General features: G+C 75.0%; 13 protein-coding genes. 10 read left to right on the forward strand and 3 right to left on the reverse strand.

Annotated features, from left to right (window positions below; genetic code table 11):
* The first annotated feature begins 7 nt into the window (after window positions 1-7).
* The 5 genes from JAO84_RS03215 to JAO84_RS03235 all read left to right on the forward strand — a co-directional run bounded on the left by JAO84_RS03215 (window position 8) and on the right by JAO84_RS03235 (window position 5043).
* Entirely contained in the window at window positions 8-1093 is a 1086-nt protein-coding gene (locus tag JAO84_RS03215; RefSeq protein WP_370410188.1) for an NADH:flavin oxidoreductase/NADH oxidase, read from the forward strand.
* Window positions 1094-1203: 110 nt separating this feature from the next.
* Window positions 1204-2289 carry a WD40/YVTN/BNR-like repeat-containing protein gene (locus JAO84_RS03220; RefSeq protein ID WP_370410190.1) on the forward strand — a complete coding sequence of 362 codons (1086 nt, stop codon included), beginning with the start codon at window positions 1204-1206 and terminating at the stop codon, window positions 2287-2289.
* A 66-nt stretch (window positions 2290-2355) separates the two neighbouring features.
* Window positions 2356-3033, forward strand: a complete 678-nt coding sequence (locus JAO84_RS03225; protein WP_370410192.1) for a uracil-DNA glycosylase — start codon at window positions 2356-2358, stop codon at window positions 3031-3033.
* The gene (locus tag JAO84_RS03230; protein WP_370410194.1) at window positions 3030-4028 is read left to right on the forward strand and encodes an N-acetylglucosamine kinase; all 999 of its coding nucleotides are present in this window, start codon (window positions 3030-3032) and stop codon (window positions 4026-4028) included. Before JAO84_RS03225 ends, JAO84_RS03230 begins: the two co-directional genes overlap by 4 nt.
* Before the next feature lie 97 nt (window positions 4029-4125).
* Window positions 4126-5043: a sirohydrochlorin chelatase gene (locus JAO84_RS03235; protein ID WP_370410196.1), complete on the forward strand. Its 918-nt coding sequence runs from the start codon at window positions 4126-4128 to the stop codon at window positions 5041-5043.
* 144 nt (window positions 5044-5187) lie between these two features.
* On the opposite strand, the gene JAO84_RS03240 is transcribed toward JAO84_RS03235, so the two are convergent.
* Both JAO84_RS03240 and JAO84_RS03245 read right to left on the reverse strand, forming a co-directional pair.
* Window positions 5188-6249 (reverse strand): lactonase family protein, encoded by a 1062-nt coding sequence (locus tag JAO84_RS03240; RefSeq protein WP_370410197.1) that lies wholly within the window; start codon window positions 6247-6249, stop codon window positions 5188-5190.
* Between the two features lie 104 nt (window positions 6250-6353).
* Entirely contained in the window at window positions 6354-7898 is a 1545-nt protein-coding gene (locus tag JAO84_RS03245; protein ID WP_370410199.1) for an FUSC family protein, read from the reverse strand.
* 277 nt (window positions 7899-8175) lie between these two features.
* On the opposite strand from JAO84_RS03245, the gene JAO84_RS03250 reads away from it, so the two are divergent.
* The 5 genes from JAO84_RS03250 to JAO84_RS03270 all read left to right on the forward strand — a co-directional run bounded on the left by JAO84_RS03250 (window position 8176) and on the right by JAO84_RS03270 (window position 12386).
* Window positions 8176-8649, forward strand: a complete 474-nt coding sequence (locus JAO84_RS03250; RefSeq protein ID WP_370410201.1) for an Lrp/AsnC family transcriptional regulator — start codon at window positions 8176-8178, stop codon at window positions 8647-8649.
* Window positions 8650-8745: 96 nt separating this feature from the next.
* Entirely contained in the window at window positions 8746-9141 is a 396-nt protein-coding gene (locus JAO84_RS03255) for a molybdopterin-binding protein (RefSeq protein ID WP_370410203.1), read from the forward strand.
* A 21-nt stretch (window positions 9142-9162) separates the two neighbouring features.
* On the forward strand, window positions 9163-11139 hold the full coding sequence (locus JAO84_RS03260; protein ID WP_370416638.1) for an ABC transporter permease: 1977 nt from the start codon (window positions 9163-9165) through the stop codon (window positions 11137-11139).
* 97 nt (window positions 11140-11236) lie between these two features.
* Window positions 11237-11854 (forward strand): DinB family protein, encoded by a 618-nt coding sequence (locus JAO84_RS03265; protein WP_370410205.1) that lies wholly within the window; start codon window positions 11237-11239, stop codon window positions 11852-11854.
* A 79-nt stretch (window positions 11855-11933) separates the two neighbouring features.
* Window positions 11934-12386 carry an SRPBCC family protein gene (locus tag JAO84_RS03270; protein WP_370410206.1) on the forward strand — a complete coding sequence of 151 codons (453 nt, stop codon included), beginning with the start codon at window positions 11934-11936 and terminating at the stop codon, window positions 12384-12386.
* Window positions 12387-12432: 46 nt separating this feature from the next.
* Here the strand turns inward: JAO84_RS03270 and JAO84_RS03275 are convergent, their stop codons facing one another.
* Window positions 12433-14490 carry a SpoIIE family protein phosphatase gene (locus JAO84_RS03275; RefSeq protein WP_370410208.1) on the reverse strand — a complete coding sequence of 686 codons (2058 nt, stop codon included), beginning with the start codon at window positions 14488-14490 and terminating at the stop codon, window positions 12433-12435.
* Window positions 14491-14602: the final 112 nt, after the last annotated feature.

Consider the following 14602-nt stretch of genomic DNA (forward strand, 5'->3'; position numbering starts at 1 on the left):
GTCCGTCATGAGCGCCGCCCTGTTCGAGCCCTTCACCCTGCGGTCCGTCACCATGCCCCATCGGGTCTGGATGGCCCCGATGTGCCAGTACTCGGCGGAGCCGACGGGTCCGGGCGCCGGCGTCGCGGGCGACTGGCACTTCGCGCACTACGCCTCCCGGGCCACCGGCGGCGCCGGGCTGATCCTGGTCGAGGCGACGGCGGTCGCCCCCGAGGGCCGGATCAGCCCCTTCGACCTCGGGCTCTGGGACGACGCGCAGATCGAGGGCCTGCGCCGGATCGCCGCGTTCCTGACGGAGCACGGCACCGTGCCGGGCATCCAGATCGGTCACGCCGGGCGCAAGGCCGCCACCAAGCAGCCCTGGGAGGGCCGAGGGCCGGTCGACCCCGCCACCGGCCTCGGCTGGCAGCCGGTCGGCCCGAGCCCGGTCGCCTACGCCGACGACCACCAGGTGCCGACCGAGCTGACGGTCGACCAGATCCGTGCCGTCACCGAGCGGTTCGCCGACTCCGCCCGGCGCGCGCTCGCCGCCGGCTTCCAGGTCCTGGAGGTGCACGGCGCCCACGGCTATCTGATCGGCGAGTTCCTCTCCCCGCACAGCAACCGCCGCACCGACGCCTACGGCGGCTCCTTCGAGAACCGCACCCGGCTCGCCCTGGAGGTCGTCGACGCCGTGCGCGCCGTCTGGCCCGAGGAACTGCCGCTGTTCTTCCGGATCTCGGCCACCGACTGGCTGGATGAGCAGGGCTGGACGGCGGAGGAGACCGTGCGCTTCGCCGCCCTGCTGCGCGAGCACGGCGTCGACCTGCTCGACGTGTCCACCGGCGGCAACGGCGGCCCGGCCCGGATCCCGGTCGGCCCCGGCTACCAGGTGCCCTTCGCCGCCCGCGTCAAGGCGGAGACCGGGCTGCCGGTCGCGGCCGTCGGCCTGATCACGGAGAGCGAGCAGGCCGAGAAGATCGTCGCCAACGGCGAGGCGGACGCCGTGCTCCTCGGCCGCGAGCTGCTGCGGGACGCCTCCTGGCCGCGCCGCGCGGCCCGTGAACTGGGCGCCGAGATCTCCGCGCCCGCGCCGTACGGCTGGGCGATCTGAGCCCGCCAACACGCCTCTGACCAGGGGCGGAGCAGGCTCCGGACGCCGTTGTCCGTGGTGGGGTGCAGACTGGCCCGTATCCGCGACAACGGCGTCCTGGAGGTGTCGGCATGACCGACGTAGTACTGACCGTGGGCACCCGCAAGGGGCTCTTCATCGGCCGCGGGCGAGACGGCCGATGGGAGTTCGACGCCCCCCACTTCAACGCGCAGGCGATCTATTCGATCGGGATCGACACCCGGGGTGATCGCCCGAGAATCCTGGTCGGCGGGGACAGCTCCCACTGGGGCCCCTCCGTCTTCCACTCCGACGACCTCGGCGCGAGCTGGACCGAGCCGCCCCGGCCGGCGGTCAAGTTCCCGCAGGGCACCGGGGCTTCACTGGAGCGGGTGTGGCAGCTCCATCCGGCACCCGCGCACTCTCCCGGCGTCGTGTACGCGGGGACGGAGCCGGCCGCGCTCTTCAGGTCGGCCGACGGCGGCGAGTCCTTCGAGCTGGTGCGCCCGCTGTGGGAGCACCCGACCCGGGACCGCTGGGTGCCGGGCGGGGGCGGCGAGGCGGTGCACACGGTGGTCACCGACGCCCGGGACCCGGACGCGGTGACGGTGGCGGTGTCGACCGCCGGCGTCTTCCGGTCCCGGGACGGCGGCGCGAGCTGGGACCCGGCCAACCAGGGGGTGTCGGCGGTCTTCCTACCCGATCCGAACCCCGAGTTCGGGCAGTGCGTGCACAAGATCGCCCAGGACGCCGGGGACCTGGACCGGCTGTATCTGCAGAACCACTGGGGCGTCTTCCGCAGCGACGACGCAGGCGGCCGGTGGACGGACATCGGCGAGGGGCTGCCGTCCGACTTCGGCTTCGCGGTCGCCGCCCACCCCCACCGCCCGGACACCGCCTATGTGTTCCCGATCAACGCGGACGCCGACCGGGTGCCGGCCGGCCGCCGCTGCCGGGTCTACCGGACCACGGACGCGGGGGCGAGCTGGGAGCCGCTGTCCAAGGGCCTGCCGGAGGGCGATCACTACGGGACGGTGCTGCGCGACGCGCTGTGCACGGACGACGCCGACCCGGCCGGGATCTACTTCGGCAATCGCAACGGCGAGGTGTACGCGAGCGCGGACGACGGGGACAGCTGGCAACTGCTCGCCGAGCACCTGCCGGACGTGCTGTGCGTACGGGCGGCGGTGATCGGCTGAGCAGGGGGGATCGGGGTCCGGCGGCGGTCGGGCGGCGTTGTCGGTGTGCGCCAGTAGAGTGACGGCGTGGCAGCAAGACCGTTGAACGAAATCGTCGAGGCCGGCTGGGCGAACGCCCTTGCGCCGGTGGCCGAACGCATCGCCGCGATGGGCGACTTCCTGCGCCAGGAGATCGCCGCGGGGCGGACCTACCTCCCGTCGGGGGCGAACGTCCTGAGGGCGTTCCAGCAGCCCTTCGACGAGGTGCGGGTCCTCATCGTCGGCCAGGACCCCTATCCCACCCCCGGCCATGCCGTCGGGCTCAGTTTCTCGGTGGCTCCGGAGGTGTACCCGCTGCCGCCGAGCCTGGAGAACATCTTCCGGGAGATGAACACCGATCTGGGCCTCCCCCGGCCCTCGAACGGTGATCTGACCCCGTGGACCCGGCAGGGCGTCCTGCTCCTGAACAGGGCGCTCACCACGGCCCCGCGCCGTCCGGCGGCGCACCGGGACAAGGGCTGGGAGGCCGTCACCGAGCAGGCCATCCGGGCGCTCGCCGCGCGCGGGAAGCCGCTGGTGTCGGTGCTGTGGGGGCGGGACGCGCGCAATCTGCGCCCGCTCCTCGGCAATCTCCCGGCCATCGAGTCCTCGCACCCCTCGCCGATGTCCGCCGACCGCGGCTTCTTCGGCTCCCGTCCGTTCAGCCGCACCAACGAGCTGCTGCTCCGGCAGGGCGCCCAGCCGGTGGACTGGCAGCTGCCGTGACGGCGGCCGCCGCGGAGCGGGCCTTCGTCGTCGGGGTGGACTCCGGCGGCTCGGGCCTCCGGGTCGCGCTCGCGCGCGCCGGGGACGGCGAACGGGACGGGCGGATCCTGGAGACGGTCACGTCCGGGGAGCCGGTGCGCACCGGGCCGGGCGGGATCGACGCCGGGCAGCTGCTCGGGCGGCTGCTGCCGGCCGTGGACGCGATGGCGGCCCGGGCCGGCGGCGGGGCGGTCCGCGCGGTCGCCGTCGGAGCGGCCGGGATGGCGACGCTCGGCGACCGGCTCCGGGCCGAACTGCCTGGCGCGCTCGCCGAGGCCTGGGGCGTGCGGCGGCTCGCGCTCGCGGCGGACGCCGTCACCGCGTACGCCGGCGCGCTCGGACAGCGGCCCGGCGCGGTGGTCGCGGGCGGCACCGGGCTGATCGCGCTCGGCACCGATCTGTCCGGCTGGCGCCGGGCGGACGGCTGGGGTCATCTGCTCGGCGACTGCGGCAGCGGGGCCTGGATCGGCCGGGCCGGTCTGGAGGCGGCGATGCGGGCGTACGACGGACGGCGCGGTGGTTCGGCGGCGTTGCTCGCGCGGGCCGAGGAACGGTTCGGGCCGGCCGCCGGGTTGCCGGCCGCGCTGTACCCCCGTACCGACCGGCCGGCCGTCCTCGCCTCGTTCGCGCCGGACGTGGCCGCGGCCGCCGGCGATCCGGTCGCAAGCGGAATCCTCGCCGAAGCCGGCCGGCAGATCGCGGAGGCCGCGGCGGCGGTCCTCCCGGCGAGTCCCGACGGCTCGGACGGTGAAGTGGCGTTCACCGGGGGGCTGTTCAGGATCGGCAAGGCCCTGCTCGGGCCGCTGCGGGCCGAACTGGGCAGGATGGCTCCGGGGGTTCGCGAAGTGCCCGCCGCGGGCGATCCGCTGGCCGGGGCGGTGACGATCGCGGCCGCGCTCGCGGGCGGAACACTGCGTCTGCCGGAGGACCCGCGCATGCTCCAAGTCACCAGGTAACAGCAGTTCCCGGCCAGTTCGGACATAGCGGGGCAGAAGTCGCCCGACTGCACCTCAGCGAGCCGGGCGGCGCACGAAACCAGTAGCATGCGGCGCCATGAGCTCCCCCACTGGGCCCACTCCCGGGCTGCCTGTACGAATGCCGCGACCCCGCCAGTCCGGGCGGCACCGTCGCCCTGAACCCGTGGCGGCGCCCGAGGGCGCTCCGACCCTGGTGCTCGCCGTTCCCGGCGTGCCGTCGGCCGCTATACGCTCGCTGGCCGAGGAGGTCGTGAGCATCGCCCGCTCGGAGCTGCCCGGCCTTGAGGCCGTGATCGGCTACCTGGACGGCGACGACACCGAGTACCCGACCCTGGCGTCGGTCCTCACCGCGGTCTCCGCCCTGCGCACCGAGCGTTACGAGATCGCCGTGGCCGCCGGCCGCGAGGTCGCCGCCCCCGAGGGCCCGGCCGCGGTCGTGGTGCCGCTGCTCGCGGGCCCGGACAGCGCGCTGACCCGTCAGATCCGCCAGGCCGTCATGGACGCCGGCAACAACGCCGAGCTGACCGATGTGCTCGGTCCGCACCCGCTGCTCGCCGAGGCGCTGCACGTGCGCCTGTCGGAGGCCGGTCTGGCCCGCGCCGACCGCGCGCGCCTGTTCACGGTCGCCACGGCGGCCGACGGCATCATCCTGGCCACCGTGGGCGGCGAGGAGGCCGTGCAGGCCGCCGGCATCACGGGCATGCTGCTCGCTGCCCGGCTCGCGGTGCCGGTGATGGCGGCCGCGCTCGACCAGGACGGTTCGATCTCCTCGATCGCCGAGCAGCTGCGCGGCGCCGGTGCGGAGCAGCTCGCGCTCGCCCCGTATCTGATCGGCCCGGAGCTGTCCGAGGGGCTGCTGGACGCGGCGGCCAAGGAGGCGGGCTGCGCGGCGGCCGAGCCGCTGGGCGCGTACCCGGCGATCGGCCGGCTGGTGCTCTCGCAGTTCATGTCGACCCTCGGCATCGCCCCGCAGCCGGGCGCCTCGGTGCGCTAGCCGCACCTCGTAACCCGTAACCGGAACCCGAAAGCGGAACCGGAAGCGGTACCGCGCAACGTACGACCGTGACGGGAAGGGCCCGCACCGGAGAGATCCGGTGCGGGCCCTTCCCGTGCGCGGTCCCGTGCGCGCGGGCGGCCGTCAGGCGAAGACCACGCAGGACGCGGCGGGCGCCGGGATCGACCCGGCGCGCTCGGGCAGCCCGGTCTGCGGGTCCACGGTGAACCAGGTGACGTCGCCGGAGCGCTCGTTCGCCGCGTACAGGTGCCGTCCTGAGGGCGCGAGGGTCAGATCGCGGGGCCAGTGGCCGCCGCAGGGCACCGAGGCGGTCAGCCGGGCGCTCGCGCCGTCCTCGGCGAGCGCGAGCACGGCGAGCGTGTCGGCGCCGCGCACGGCGGCCCACAGGAAGCGTCCGTCGGGGGCGACGACGGCCTCGGAGGGGTAGCAGGCCCCCTGGGCGCCCTCGGGCACGACGGGCGTCTCTCCGAGCGGCGTGAGCACGCCCGCCGCGGCGTCCCAGCGGCACACGGTGACGGTGGGCTCCAGCTCGTTCAGGACGTACGCGTACTCGCCGGCCGGGTGGAAGGCGAGGTGGCGCGGTCCGGTGCCGGGGCGCATTGCGGTGCTGCCGTGCGGCCGGAGGGTGCCCGTGGCGGCGTCGAGGGCACTGACGGTCACGGAGTCGGTCCCGAGGTCCACGGCGAGCACCCAGCGGCCGCCGGGGTCGGGCAGCACCTGGTGCGCGTGCGGGCCCTCCTGCCGGCCGGCGACGGGTCCGCCGCCCTCGTGGCGCACCTGCCCGGCGACGGGCCCGAGGGAGCCGTCGGCGGCGACGGGCAGCACGGAGACGCTGCCGGAGGTGTAGTTCGCGGTGAGCACGTGCCCGCCGGTGACGGCGAGGTGCGTGGGGCCCGCGGCGTCCACCGGCGCGGGCGGCCCGAGCGGGCGGGGTGCGGGCCCGGTGATGTCGAAGGCCGCGGCGGCGCCGTCCTTGGTCTCGGAGACGGCGTAGAGCACGTCTCCGTCGAGCGCGAGGAACGACGGGTCGGCGACCGCGTCGCTCGAACCGGTGACGGCGAGCGCACCCGTCTCCGGATCCACGTCGGCGGCGAGCACCCCCTGCCCGCCGGCCGATGTGAACGAACCGATGTACGCCCGCCCCGGGCGCCGCGCGCCCGTCTGCCCTGTCCGCGTGTCGCTCACGGCGCCTCCCCTGTCCCTGGGGCCGGCCACGACCGACCGGCCGCCGTCCGAGTGACGTTAGCAGGCGGTCTAGACCAAAGGCGGGCGGCCGGGGAAAGCGGGGATCAGGCCGCCGGGACCAGGGGCGAGCCGGGCGCGGTGCGCAGCGGGGTCGCCAGGGCGGTGAGGGCGTGCTCCAGGGCGTGGAGGTGGGTCAGGGCGGCTTCCGCGCCGGGGTGGTGGGCGGGGAGTGCGGCCTCGGTGGGGGTCTGCGGACGCTTCGGGGCGACCGGCGGTACGAGGGCGTGGACGGCGGCTTCGACGCGCCAGGCGGCGGCCGCGAGGCGGGCGTCGTGGGAGGCGTCGGGGTCGGCGGCGACGGCGGCGAGGCCGCGGCTCTCACGGGCGCAGGCGTCGAGCAGGTCCAGGACGTGCCGGGCGCGGGCCTTGCGGGCGCGGAGCGGGCTCAGCGGGTGGACCAGCGGGGCCAGGGTGAGCCGGGCGCGGGAGAGCAGCAGGTCGAGTTCGGCGGCGTGGGCGGCCGGGTCGGCGTGCGGGTCGCCGGCGAGGCGGCGGGCCGCGGCGCTGGTGCAGGCGTGCACGCAGCCGACGGCGCGCTGGATCCAGGCGTTGGTGGCCGCGTGGGTGGTGACCGGCAGCAGCGCGACGCCGACGGCCGCGCCGAGGGCGCCGACCGCGGTCTCCTCGAAGCGGAGCAGCAGCAGCCCGGGGTGCAGGACGCCGAGGAGCCCGTAGAGCAGTCCGGCCATGACGGTCACGAAGAACATCATCCAGCTGTACGAGAGCGGCGCGGTGTAGAAGATGCCGAAGACGCACAGGGCGACGAGCGCGGCCGTCGGGGCGGGGGCGCCGCCGAGCGGGATCGCCACGAGCAGTCCGGCGGCGATGCCGGTCACCGTCCCCACGACGCGGCGGAAGCCGCGGACCAGGGTCTCGCCGCGCGAGGCGGTGTTGACGAAGATCCACCAAGCGGTGCCGACGGCCCAGTACCAGCGCTCCTCGGAGAGGATCTGACCGATGGCGAGGGCGACGGCGCAGGCGGCGGTGGCCTGGAAGGCCTGCCGGGTGGTGGGCCGGGCGAGGCCGGTGCCCGGCAGCGGCACGGGCGCGGCGGGCGGCGGCACGCGCCGCTCGATGCACCAGAGGCCGAAGCGGACCGCGCCGGCCGTGCCGAGCGCCAGCAGCACGGCGCCGAAGAGCTCGGGCAGCTGGGCGGGCACCGCGTGCAGGAACTGGGTCACGAAGAACTGCATGAAGGCGAAGATGCCGAGCGCGTGGCCGCGCGGGCCCCAGCGCCGCGCGTACACGCCGGCGAAGACCACCAGGAGCCACGCGAGGTCGCGGAGCAGCGGCGCGCCGTGCAGGACGGTGGCGAGCGCGAGCACGGGGAAGCCGGCCAGCGGGAGCAGGGCGGTGGTGACGGCCTGCTGACGGACGGTGGGATCGGCGACCGTGAAGAGCGCGAGCAGCGCGGCGAGGCCCGCGGTGATGGACGCGGTCAGGGAGAGCCCGGCCAGTTCGGCGACGGCCACGGCGAGGCCGACGCCGAGGACGGCGCGGCTCGCGACCCGCAGCCGGACCTTGCCGGGGTCCGGCGCCACGCACACATGGCGCAGCAGTCTGCCGGTGGCCGCCAGGGCCTTCTTCATGACGGTCGTTCCGCCCCCGCTGTGGTACACACACCCTCTTCACGCATCACGGACGCTTCCCGCGTCCCGGACGTACTCATGGACGTACACATGACGAAGGCGCCGCGGGTCCGGGGTCCGGCCACCTCGCCGGTCCGGCGCGTGCGCGGCGCCATCTGTGCATTTCTTCTTCGAAGGAAAACATCCATCGGCCCACTGGCTCAACCGAGTCCCTAACTGCTGGGCCATTGGTACAGTCGAAGGGTCGGCGGCACGGCCAGAAGGAGGCCAACGGACCATGGCGGTGGACGAACTCGACACCCGCATCCTGCGGCTGCTCATCGAGCAGCCGCGCACCAGCGTGCGCGAGTACGCGCGGATCCTGGGCGTGGCCCGGGGCACCGTGCAGGCCCGGATCGACCGGCTTGAGCGGGACGGCGTGATCACGGCCACCGGCCCGGTGCTGTCCCCGGCGGCGCTTGGGCACCCGGTCCTCGCCTTCGTGCACATCGAGGTCACCCAGGGGCATCTGGACGAGGTCGGGGACGCGCTGGCGGGCGTTCCGGAGATCGTCGAGGCCTTCTCCATCACCGGCGGCGGCGATCTGCTGACCCGGGTGGTGGCCCGCGACGCGGGACATCTGGAGGACGTGATCCAGCGGCTGATCCAGCTGCCCGGCGTGGTCCGCACCCGCACCGAGATCGCGCTGCGCGAGCGCGTGGCGCACCGGCTGCTGCCGCTGGTGGAGGCGGTGGGCCGCGGGAGCACGTGACGGGCTTGGCGTTTCCTCCAGGAGGGAGGGCAGGTACCAGGAGGATGTCCCACAGCTGATTGCAGATGAGATCCTGCCCCACCTAGGCTGGCGCACATGCAGTCCTACACCATCGGCCAGGCCGCGCGTCTCCTCGGCGTCAGCCCGGACACCGCGCGCCGCTGGGCCGACGCCGGGCGGGTCGCCACCCATCGCGACGAGGGCGGCCGGCGGCTCATCGACGGGCGCGACCTGGCCGCGTTCTCCGTCGAGCTCGCGCAGGCCGGGACCGCGGACGAGGAGGAGCCGTACACCTCGGCCCGCAACGCCTTCCCCGGCATCGTCACCGCCGTCAAGCTCGGCGACGTCGCCGCCCAGGTCGAGATCCAGGCCGGGCCGCACCGGCTCGTCTCACTGCTCACCCGCGAGGCGGTGGAAGAACTGGGCCTGGAGGTCGGCATGCAGGCCACCGCCCGGGTGAAGTCCACCAGCGTGCACATCGACCGCACCTGAGTACCTGGTCCCCGCGTGTCGATGAACCGGTCCCGCACCCCGATCGCCCTCGCCGTCCCCGCCCTGCTCGGGGTCGCGTTCCTGCTGCTGCCGCTGCTCGGCATCCTGGTGCGCACCGAGTGGAGCGAGCTGGGCGCGCATCTGACCGCCGCCGGGACCGTCGAGGCGCTGCGGCTGTCGCTGATCGTCTCGTTCTGCGCCCTGGGGCTCTCGCTGCTGTTCGGCGTGCCGCTGGCGTGGCTGCTCGCCCGGGTGCCGTTCCCCGGCAAGGCCTTCGTACGGTCCCTGGTGCTGCTGCCGATGGTGCTGCCGCCGACCGTGGGCGGTGTGGCGCTGCTGCTCGCCTTCGGGCGGCGCGGGCTGCTCGGGCCGTGGCTGGAGGACACCTTCGGCGTCACCCTGCCCTTCCACACCTCCGGCGCGGTGCTCGCGGCGACCTTCGTCGCCATGCCGTTCCTGGTCATCAGCCTGGAGGGCGCGCTCGGCGGGCTCCGGCCGCGGTACGAGGAGACGGCGGCCTCGCTCGGCGCCTCGCCGCTGCGGGTGTTCCTCACCGTCACGCTGCCCATGGTCGCCCCGGGCCTGGTCGCGGGCGCGGCGCTCACCTGGGCGCGGGCGCTCGGCGAGTTCGGCGCGACGATCACGTTCGCGGGAAATCTGCCGGGCACCACGCAGACCCTGCCGCTCCAGGTCTACCTCCTGCTCCAGGACGAGCCCGAGGCCGCGACCTCGGTCTCGCTGCTGCTCCTGGTGATCGCGATGGCGGTGCTGATCGCGCTGCGCGGGCGCTGGACGGGTTCGCCCCCGGGCGGGCGCCCGGTGCGCGCGGCCGCCGCCCCGGCGGAGCCGGAGCGCGTGACGGGCGCGGACCCCGCCTCGTACGCCCCCGGTCCGGCCACCCCCGTCCCGTACGAGAAGGGGGCCGGCGCACCGGGGGACGCGGCCGGCGACGGGGAGCGCTGGGCGCTGCACGCCGAGGTCAGCGGCTTCGACCGGCTCACCCTGGACGCCGAGCCCGGCACGACGATCGCCGTCGTCGGGCCGAACGGGGCCGGGAAGACCACCCTGCTGCGGGCCCTGCTCGGGCTTACGCCCCGGGCGCACGCGCGGTTGACCCTCGGGGACGCCGACGTCACCGACCTCGCCCCGCACCGGCGGCAGGTCGCCTGGGTGCCGCAGGACGGGGCGCTGTTTCCGCATCTGTCGGCGCTCGCGAACACCGCCTACGGGCTGCGGGCCCGGGGTGTGCCGCGGGCCGAGGCGCGCGCGGCCGCGCAGGCCTGGCTCGACCGGCTGGGCGTCGGCCACCTCGCCCGGCGCAGGCCCGCGCAGCTGTCCGGCGGCCAGGCGCAGCGGGTCGCGCTCGCCCGGGCGCTCGCCGCCCGGCCCCGGCTGCTGCTGCTCGACGAGCCGCTGGCCGCGCTCGACCAGACCACCCGCGCCCAGGTACGGCACACCCTGCGCGGGCATCTCGCGGACTTCGGCGGGGTCTGCCTGATCGTCACCCACGACCCGGTGGAGGCGGTGTCGCTCGCCGACCGGGTGCTCGTCCTGGAGGACGGGCGCGCCCTGCAGGACGCCTCCCCCGCCGAGGTCTCGCGCCACCCGCGCTCGCCGTGGGTCGCGCGGCTCCTCGGCCGCAACGCCTGGCCGGCGACGGCGAGCGGGGCGGGCGGGCGGCTCGCCCTGGCCGGCGGCGGCTCGCTGGTCGCCGCCGATCCGGTGCCGGCGGGCGCGGAGGTCCTCGCGATCATCCCGCCCGAGGCGGTGGCCGTGCACCGCGAGCGCCCCGGCGGCAGCCCCCGGAACGTCTGGCCCGGCACGGTCCGCGAGATCACGGCGAGCGGCAGCCGCCTGCGGGTCCTCATCACCTCGGACCAGGTGCCGCCGCTGGTCGCCGAGATCACCCCGCAGGCCGCCGCCGAGCTCGCCCTGGCGGACGGCGCACCGGTGTGGACGGGCGTGAAGGCGACCGAGGTCACCGTCGTCACCCTGTGACCGGGGTTCCCGGCGGGGCCGAAATCCCGTGGCCCGCCCGGGGGTTCTGTGGCAGCGTGCCAGCCGCCCGTCCCCGTCCCCTGATCCGGAGCGTCCCATGACCGTCCCCGCCCGCCTCGTACCCCTCATCGAACAGTTCGAGTTCACCCGCGACCGGCTGGTGAACCGGCTCCGTGGGCCGGTGATGGACAGCGGGAACGGCACCGAGGTGCCGGTGCCGCCGCTGACGGACGACGAGTACCGGTGGGAGCCGGTGGCGGACTGCTGGTCGGTGCGCCGGCGGGCGGACGGGCCCGGGGCACGGGCCACGGTGCTGACCGGGGCCGGGGACTGGGGGCGGGACGCGACGCCGGCGCCGCATCCGGTGCCGGCGCCGTTCACCACGATCGCCTGGCGCACCAGCCATCTCGCGGAGATGTTCACGCTGCGCACCGACCACACCGCCGGTGGGCGGACGCTCACCCGGGACGATTTCCGCAGCCACGGGGACGCGGCCACGGCCGTCGCCGATCTGGAGCGGGCGATGGCGGGCTGGCACGCGATGCTGCTCGGGCTGACCGACGCGGATCTCGACACGATGGGATACTGCAGCTATCCACACGGCAGCGATCCCGAGGACGCGCTCGTCGACGTCGTGTGGTGGATGAACCAGGAACTCCTTGCACACGGCGCGGAGATCGCCCTGCTCAGGGACCTGTACCGGGCCCGCGGCTGACCCTCCGGCGAGGGGCGACGGGCGGCGCCCCGCGTGGGACGATGGAGGAGATCCATCCTTCGCAAGCGAAGGAGGCGACATGTCCAGGATCAACGCCTCGATCGACATCGCACGTCCGCCCGAAGAGGTCTTCGCCTACATCACCGACCCCAGCCATCTGCCCGACTGGCAGGAGAGCGCGGTGAAGGTGACGCCTCGCCGCGGCACCCCCGGCACGGTCGGCTCGCAGGTCGCCATCACCCGGCACATGGGCAAGCGGGACTTCGACATGACCATGCAGGTCATGGAGCTCGACCCGCCACGCAGCTGGCACATCCACGGCGTGGACGGACCGGTCCGCGGTGACGTCCAGGGCAGCATCGAGCCACTGGACCAGGGCACCCGCTCACGGCTGACGCTCTCCCTCGACTTCGAGGGGCACGGCATCGGGAAGGCCCTGGTGCCCCTGGTCGTGAAGCCCCGCGCGCGCAAGGAGATACCGCGCGACGAGGAGCACCTGAAGGGCATCCTGGAGGCCGGCGCCACCGGCTGACCGGCGCCCGCCACACCGTCGTACGAGCGCACGCCGTCGTACGGGCTCACCTCGTCGTACGGGCGAGCAGGACGGCCACGTCGTCCTGCGCCGGGCCCTCGGGCAGCCCGGCCAGGAGCTCGTCGCACACGGCGTCCAGCGGGCGGTCCATGGCCCGCAGCGCGGCGGCGACCCGGGCCATGCCCTGGTCGAGGTCGCGGTCCCGGGCCTCGATGAGGCCGTCGGTGTAGAGCACCAGGAGGCCGCCCGCGGGCAGGGTCACCTCCTGGGTGCCGAACTCGTGGGCGCCGGTGCCGAGCGGGGTCCCGGGCGGTCCGTCGAGGAAGGTGACGGTGCCGTCGGGGGTCACGGCGGCCGGCGGCGGGTGGCCGGCCCGGGCGACGGTCCAGCGCGCGTCGGCGGGGTCGTACACCGCGTACACACAGGTGGCCATCTCGTCCTCGCCGAGGTCGTCGACGACGGCGTCCAGGGAGCTGAGCATCCGGGCCGGCGGGATGTCGTGGCGGGCCAGGGTGCGCACGGCGGTGCGGAGCTGGCCCATGACGGCCGCCGCGTGGATGCCGTGGCCCATGACGTCGCCGATGACGAGCGCGGTGCGGCCGCCGGGCAGCGGGACCACGTCGAACCAGTCGCCGCCGACGTCGTGGTCGCTGGCGGGCTGATAGCGGCCGGTGAGTTCGAGGCCGGGGACGTCGGGGAGGGCGTTGTTGGTGAGGCTGCGCTGGAGGGTGAGGGCGGCCTGCCGCTGGGTCGTGTAGAGGCGGGCGTTGTCGATGTTGGTGGCGGCGCGGGCGACCACCTCGTCCATCAGGATCCGGTCCTCCTCGTCGAAGGGTTCGCGGCGGCCCAGCCGGGTCACCGAGACCGTGCCGAGGACCTTGCCGCGGGCGACCAGGGGGATCAGCCGGGCGGCGCCGATGCGGGTGGCGAGGTAGCGGCGCAGGGCTTCGAGGCGCGGGTCGCGGATGAGGGCGGGGACGTCGGTGACGTGCAGGTCCATCGGGCGGGCCTCGGTGATCACCTCCTCGTAGACGGAGTCCAGGGGGATCTGGAAGGTCTGGCCGGGGGCGAGCAGGGCGGTGGGGGCGCCGGGGTCGGGGAAGCGGGCGGCGAGCCGGCGCAGGATGCCGCGGGTGGCGGCGGTGGACTCGTCGGGGTCGAGGACGGATTCGAGGAGCTGGACGTCGGCGGAGTCGGCCAGCTGGGGGACGAGGAAGTCGACCACCTCCTCGGCGGTCTGCCGCAGGTCGAGGGTGGTGCCGATGCGGGCGCCGGCCTCGGCGAGCAGGGCGAAGCGGTGGCGGGCGCGTTCGACCTCGATGTGCGCCTGCTGGCTCTCGGTGATGTCGATGAGGGAGGCGATGACGCCGAGCGGGTTGCCGCCGTGGTCGAGGAGCGGCGCGTAGGAGTTGGACCAGATGTGGTCGTGGCTGGGGTCGGCGGGGGTGCGGCCGGCCCGGCGGGCGTCGACGACGGCGGTGCCGGTCTCCAGGACCTGGCGCATCAGGGCCTCCAGGGCGCCGGCGTTGATGCCGGGGACGACCTCGGTGAGGCGGCGGCCGATGTGGTCGGCGGCGGGGACGCCGTTCATCCGGGCGAGGGCGTCGTTGACGCGCAGGAAGCGCAGGTCGGGGCCGAGGGTGGCGAGGCCGATGGGCGACTGGGTGAAGAGCGATTCGAGGGCGGCGAGGCTGTCGCGCATGCGCAGGACCTGGGAGGTCTCGAAGGCGATGAGCATGGCGCCGGGCAGGCCGTCCGGGTCGGCGGCGGGCACGATCCACATCTCCATGGCGACCGAGTGGCCGTCCCGGTGGCGTACGGGGAGGGTGCCGACCACGGTCTCGCCGGACTGCACCTTCTGGGTCAGCCGGTCGGCGAGCTCGCGGTTGGCGTCGGGGACGAGGAGAGGCGTGGCGAGGCGGCCGATCACGTCCTCGGGGCGGTAGCCGAGGAGGTCCTGGGCGGCCAGCGACCATTCGACGATGCGGCCGCGCGCGTCCTCGCGCCACAGCGCGATGGGCAGCAGGTCGTTGAGCACGCCCGCGTACCCGACGGCCGCCCGGGGCGGCTGCGGGACCCTGCTCGGCGACTGGTGAGTGTCCAACGCATCGACCTACGCATCGGCCGGGCCCCGAGGGGCGCATCCGCGATTCCTATCGAATCACCCTATATGAGACATAAGGGGCGGGCGCTCCACAGTGCGGCCGGCAACGGCG

Origin of the sequence: Streptomyces fradiae (genome assembly GCF_041270065.1) — a bacterium.
GTDB lineage: Bacteria > Actinomycetota > Actinomycetes > Streptomycetales > Streptomycetaceae > Streptomyces.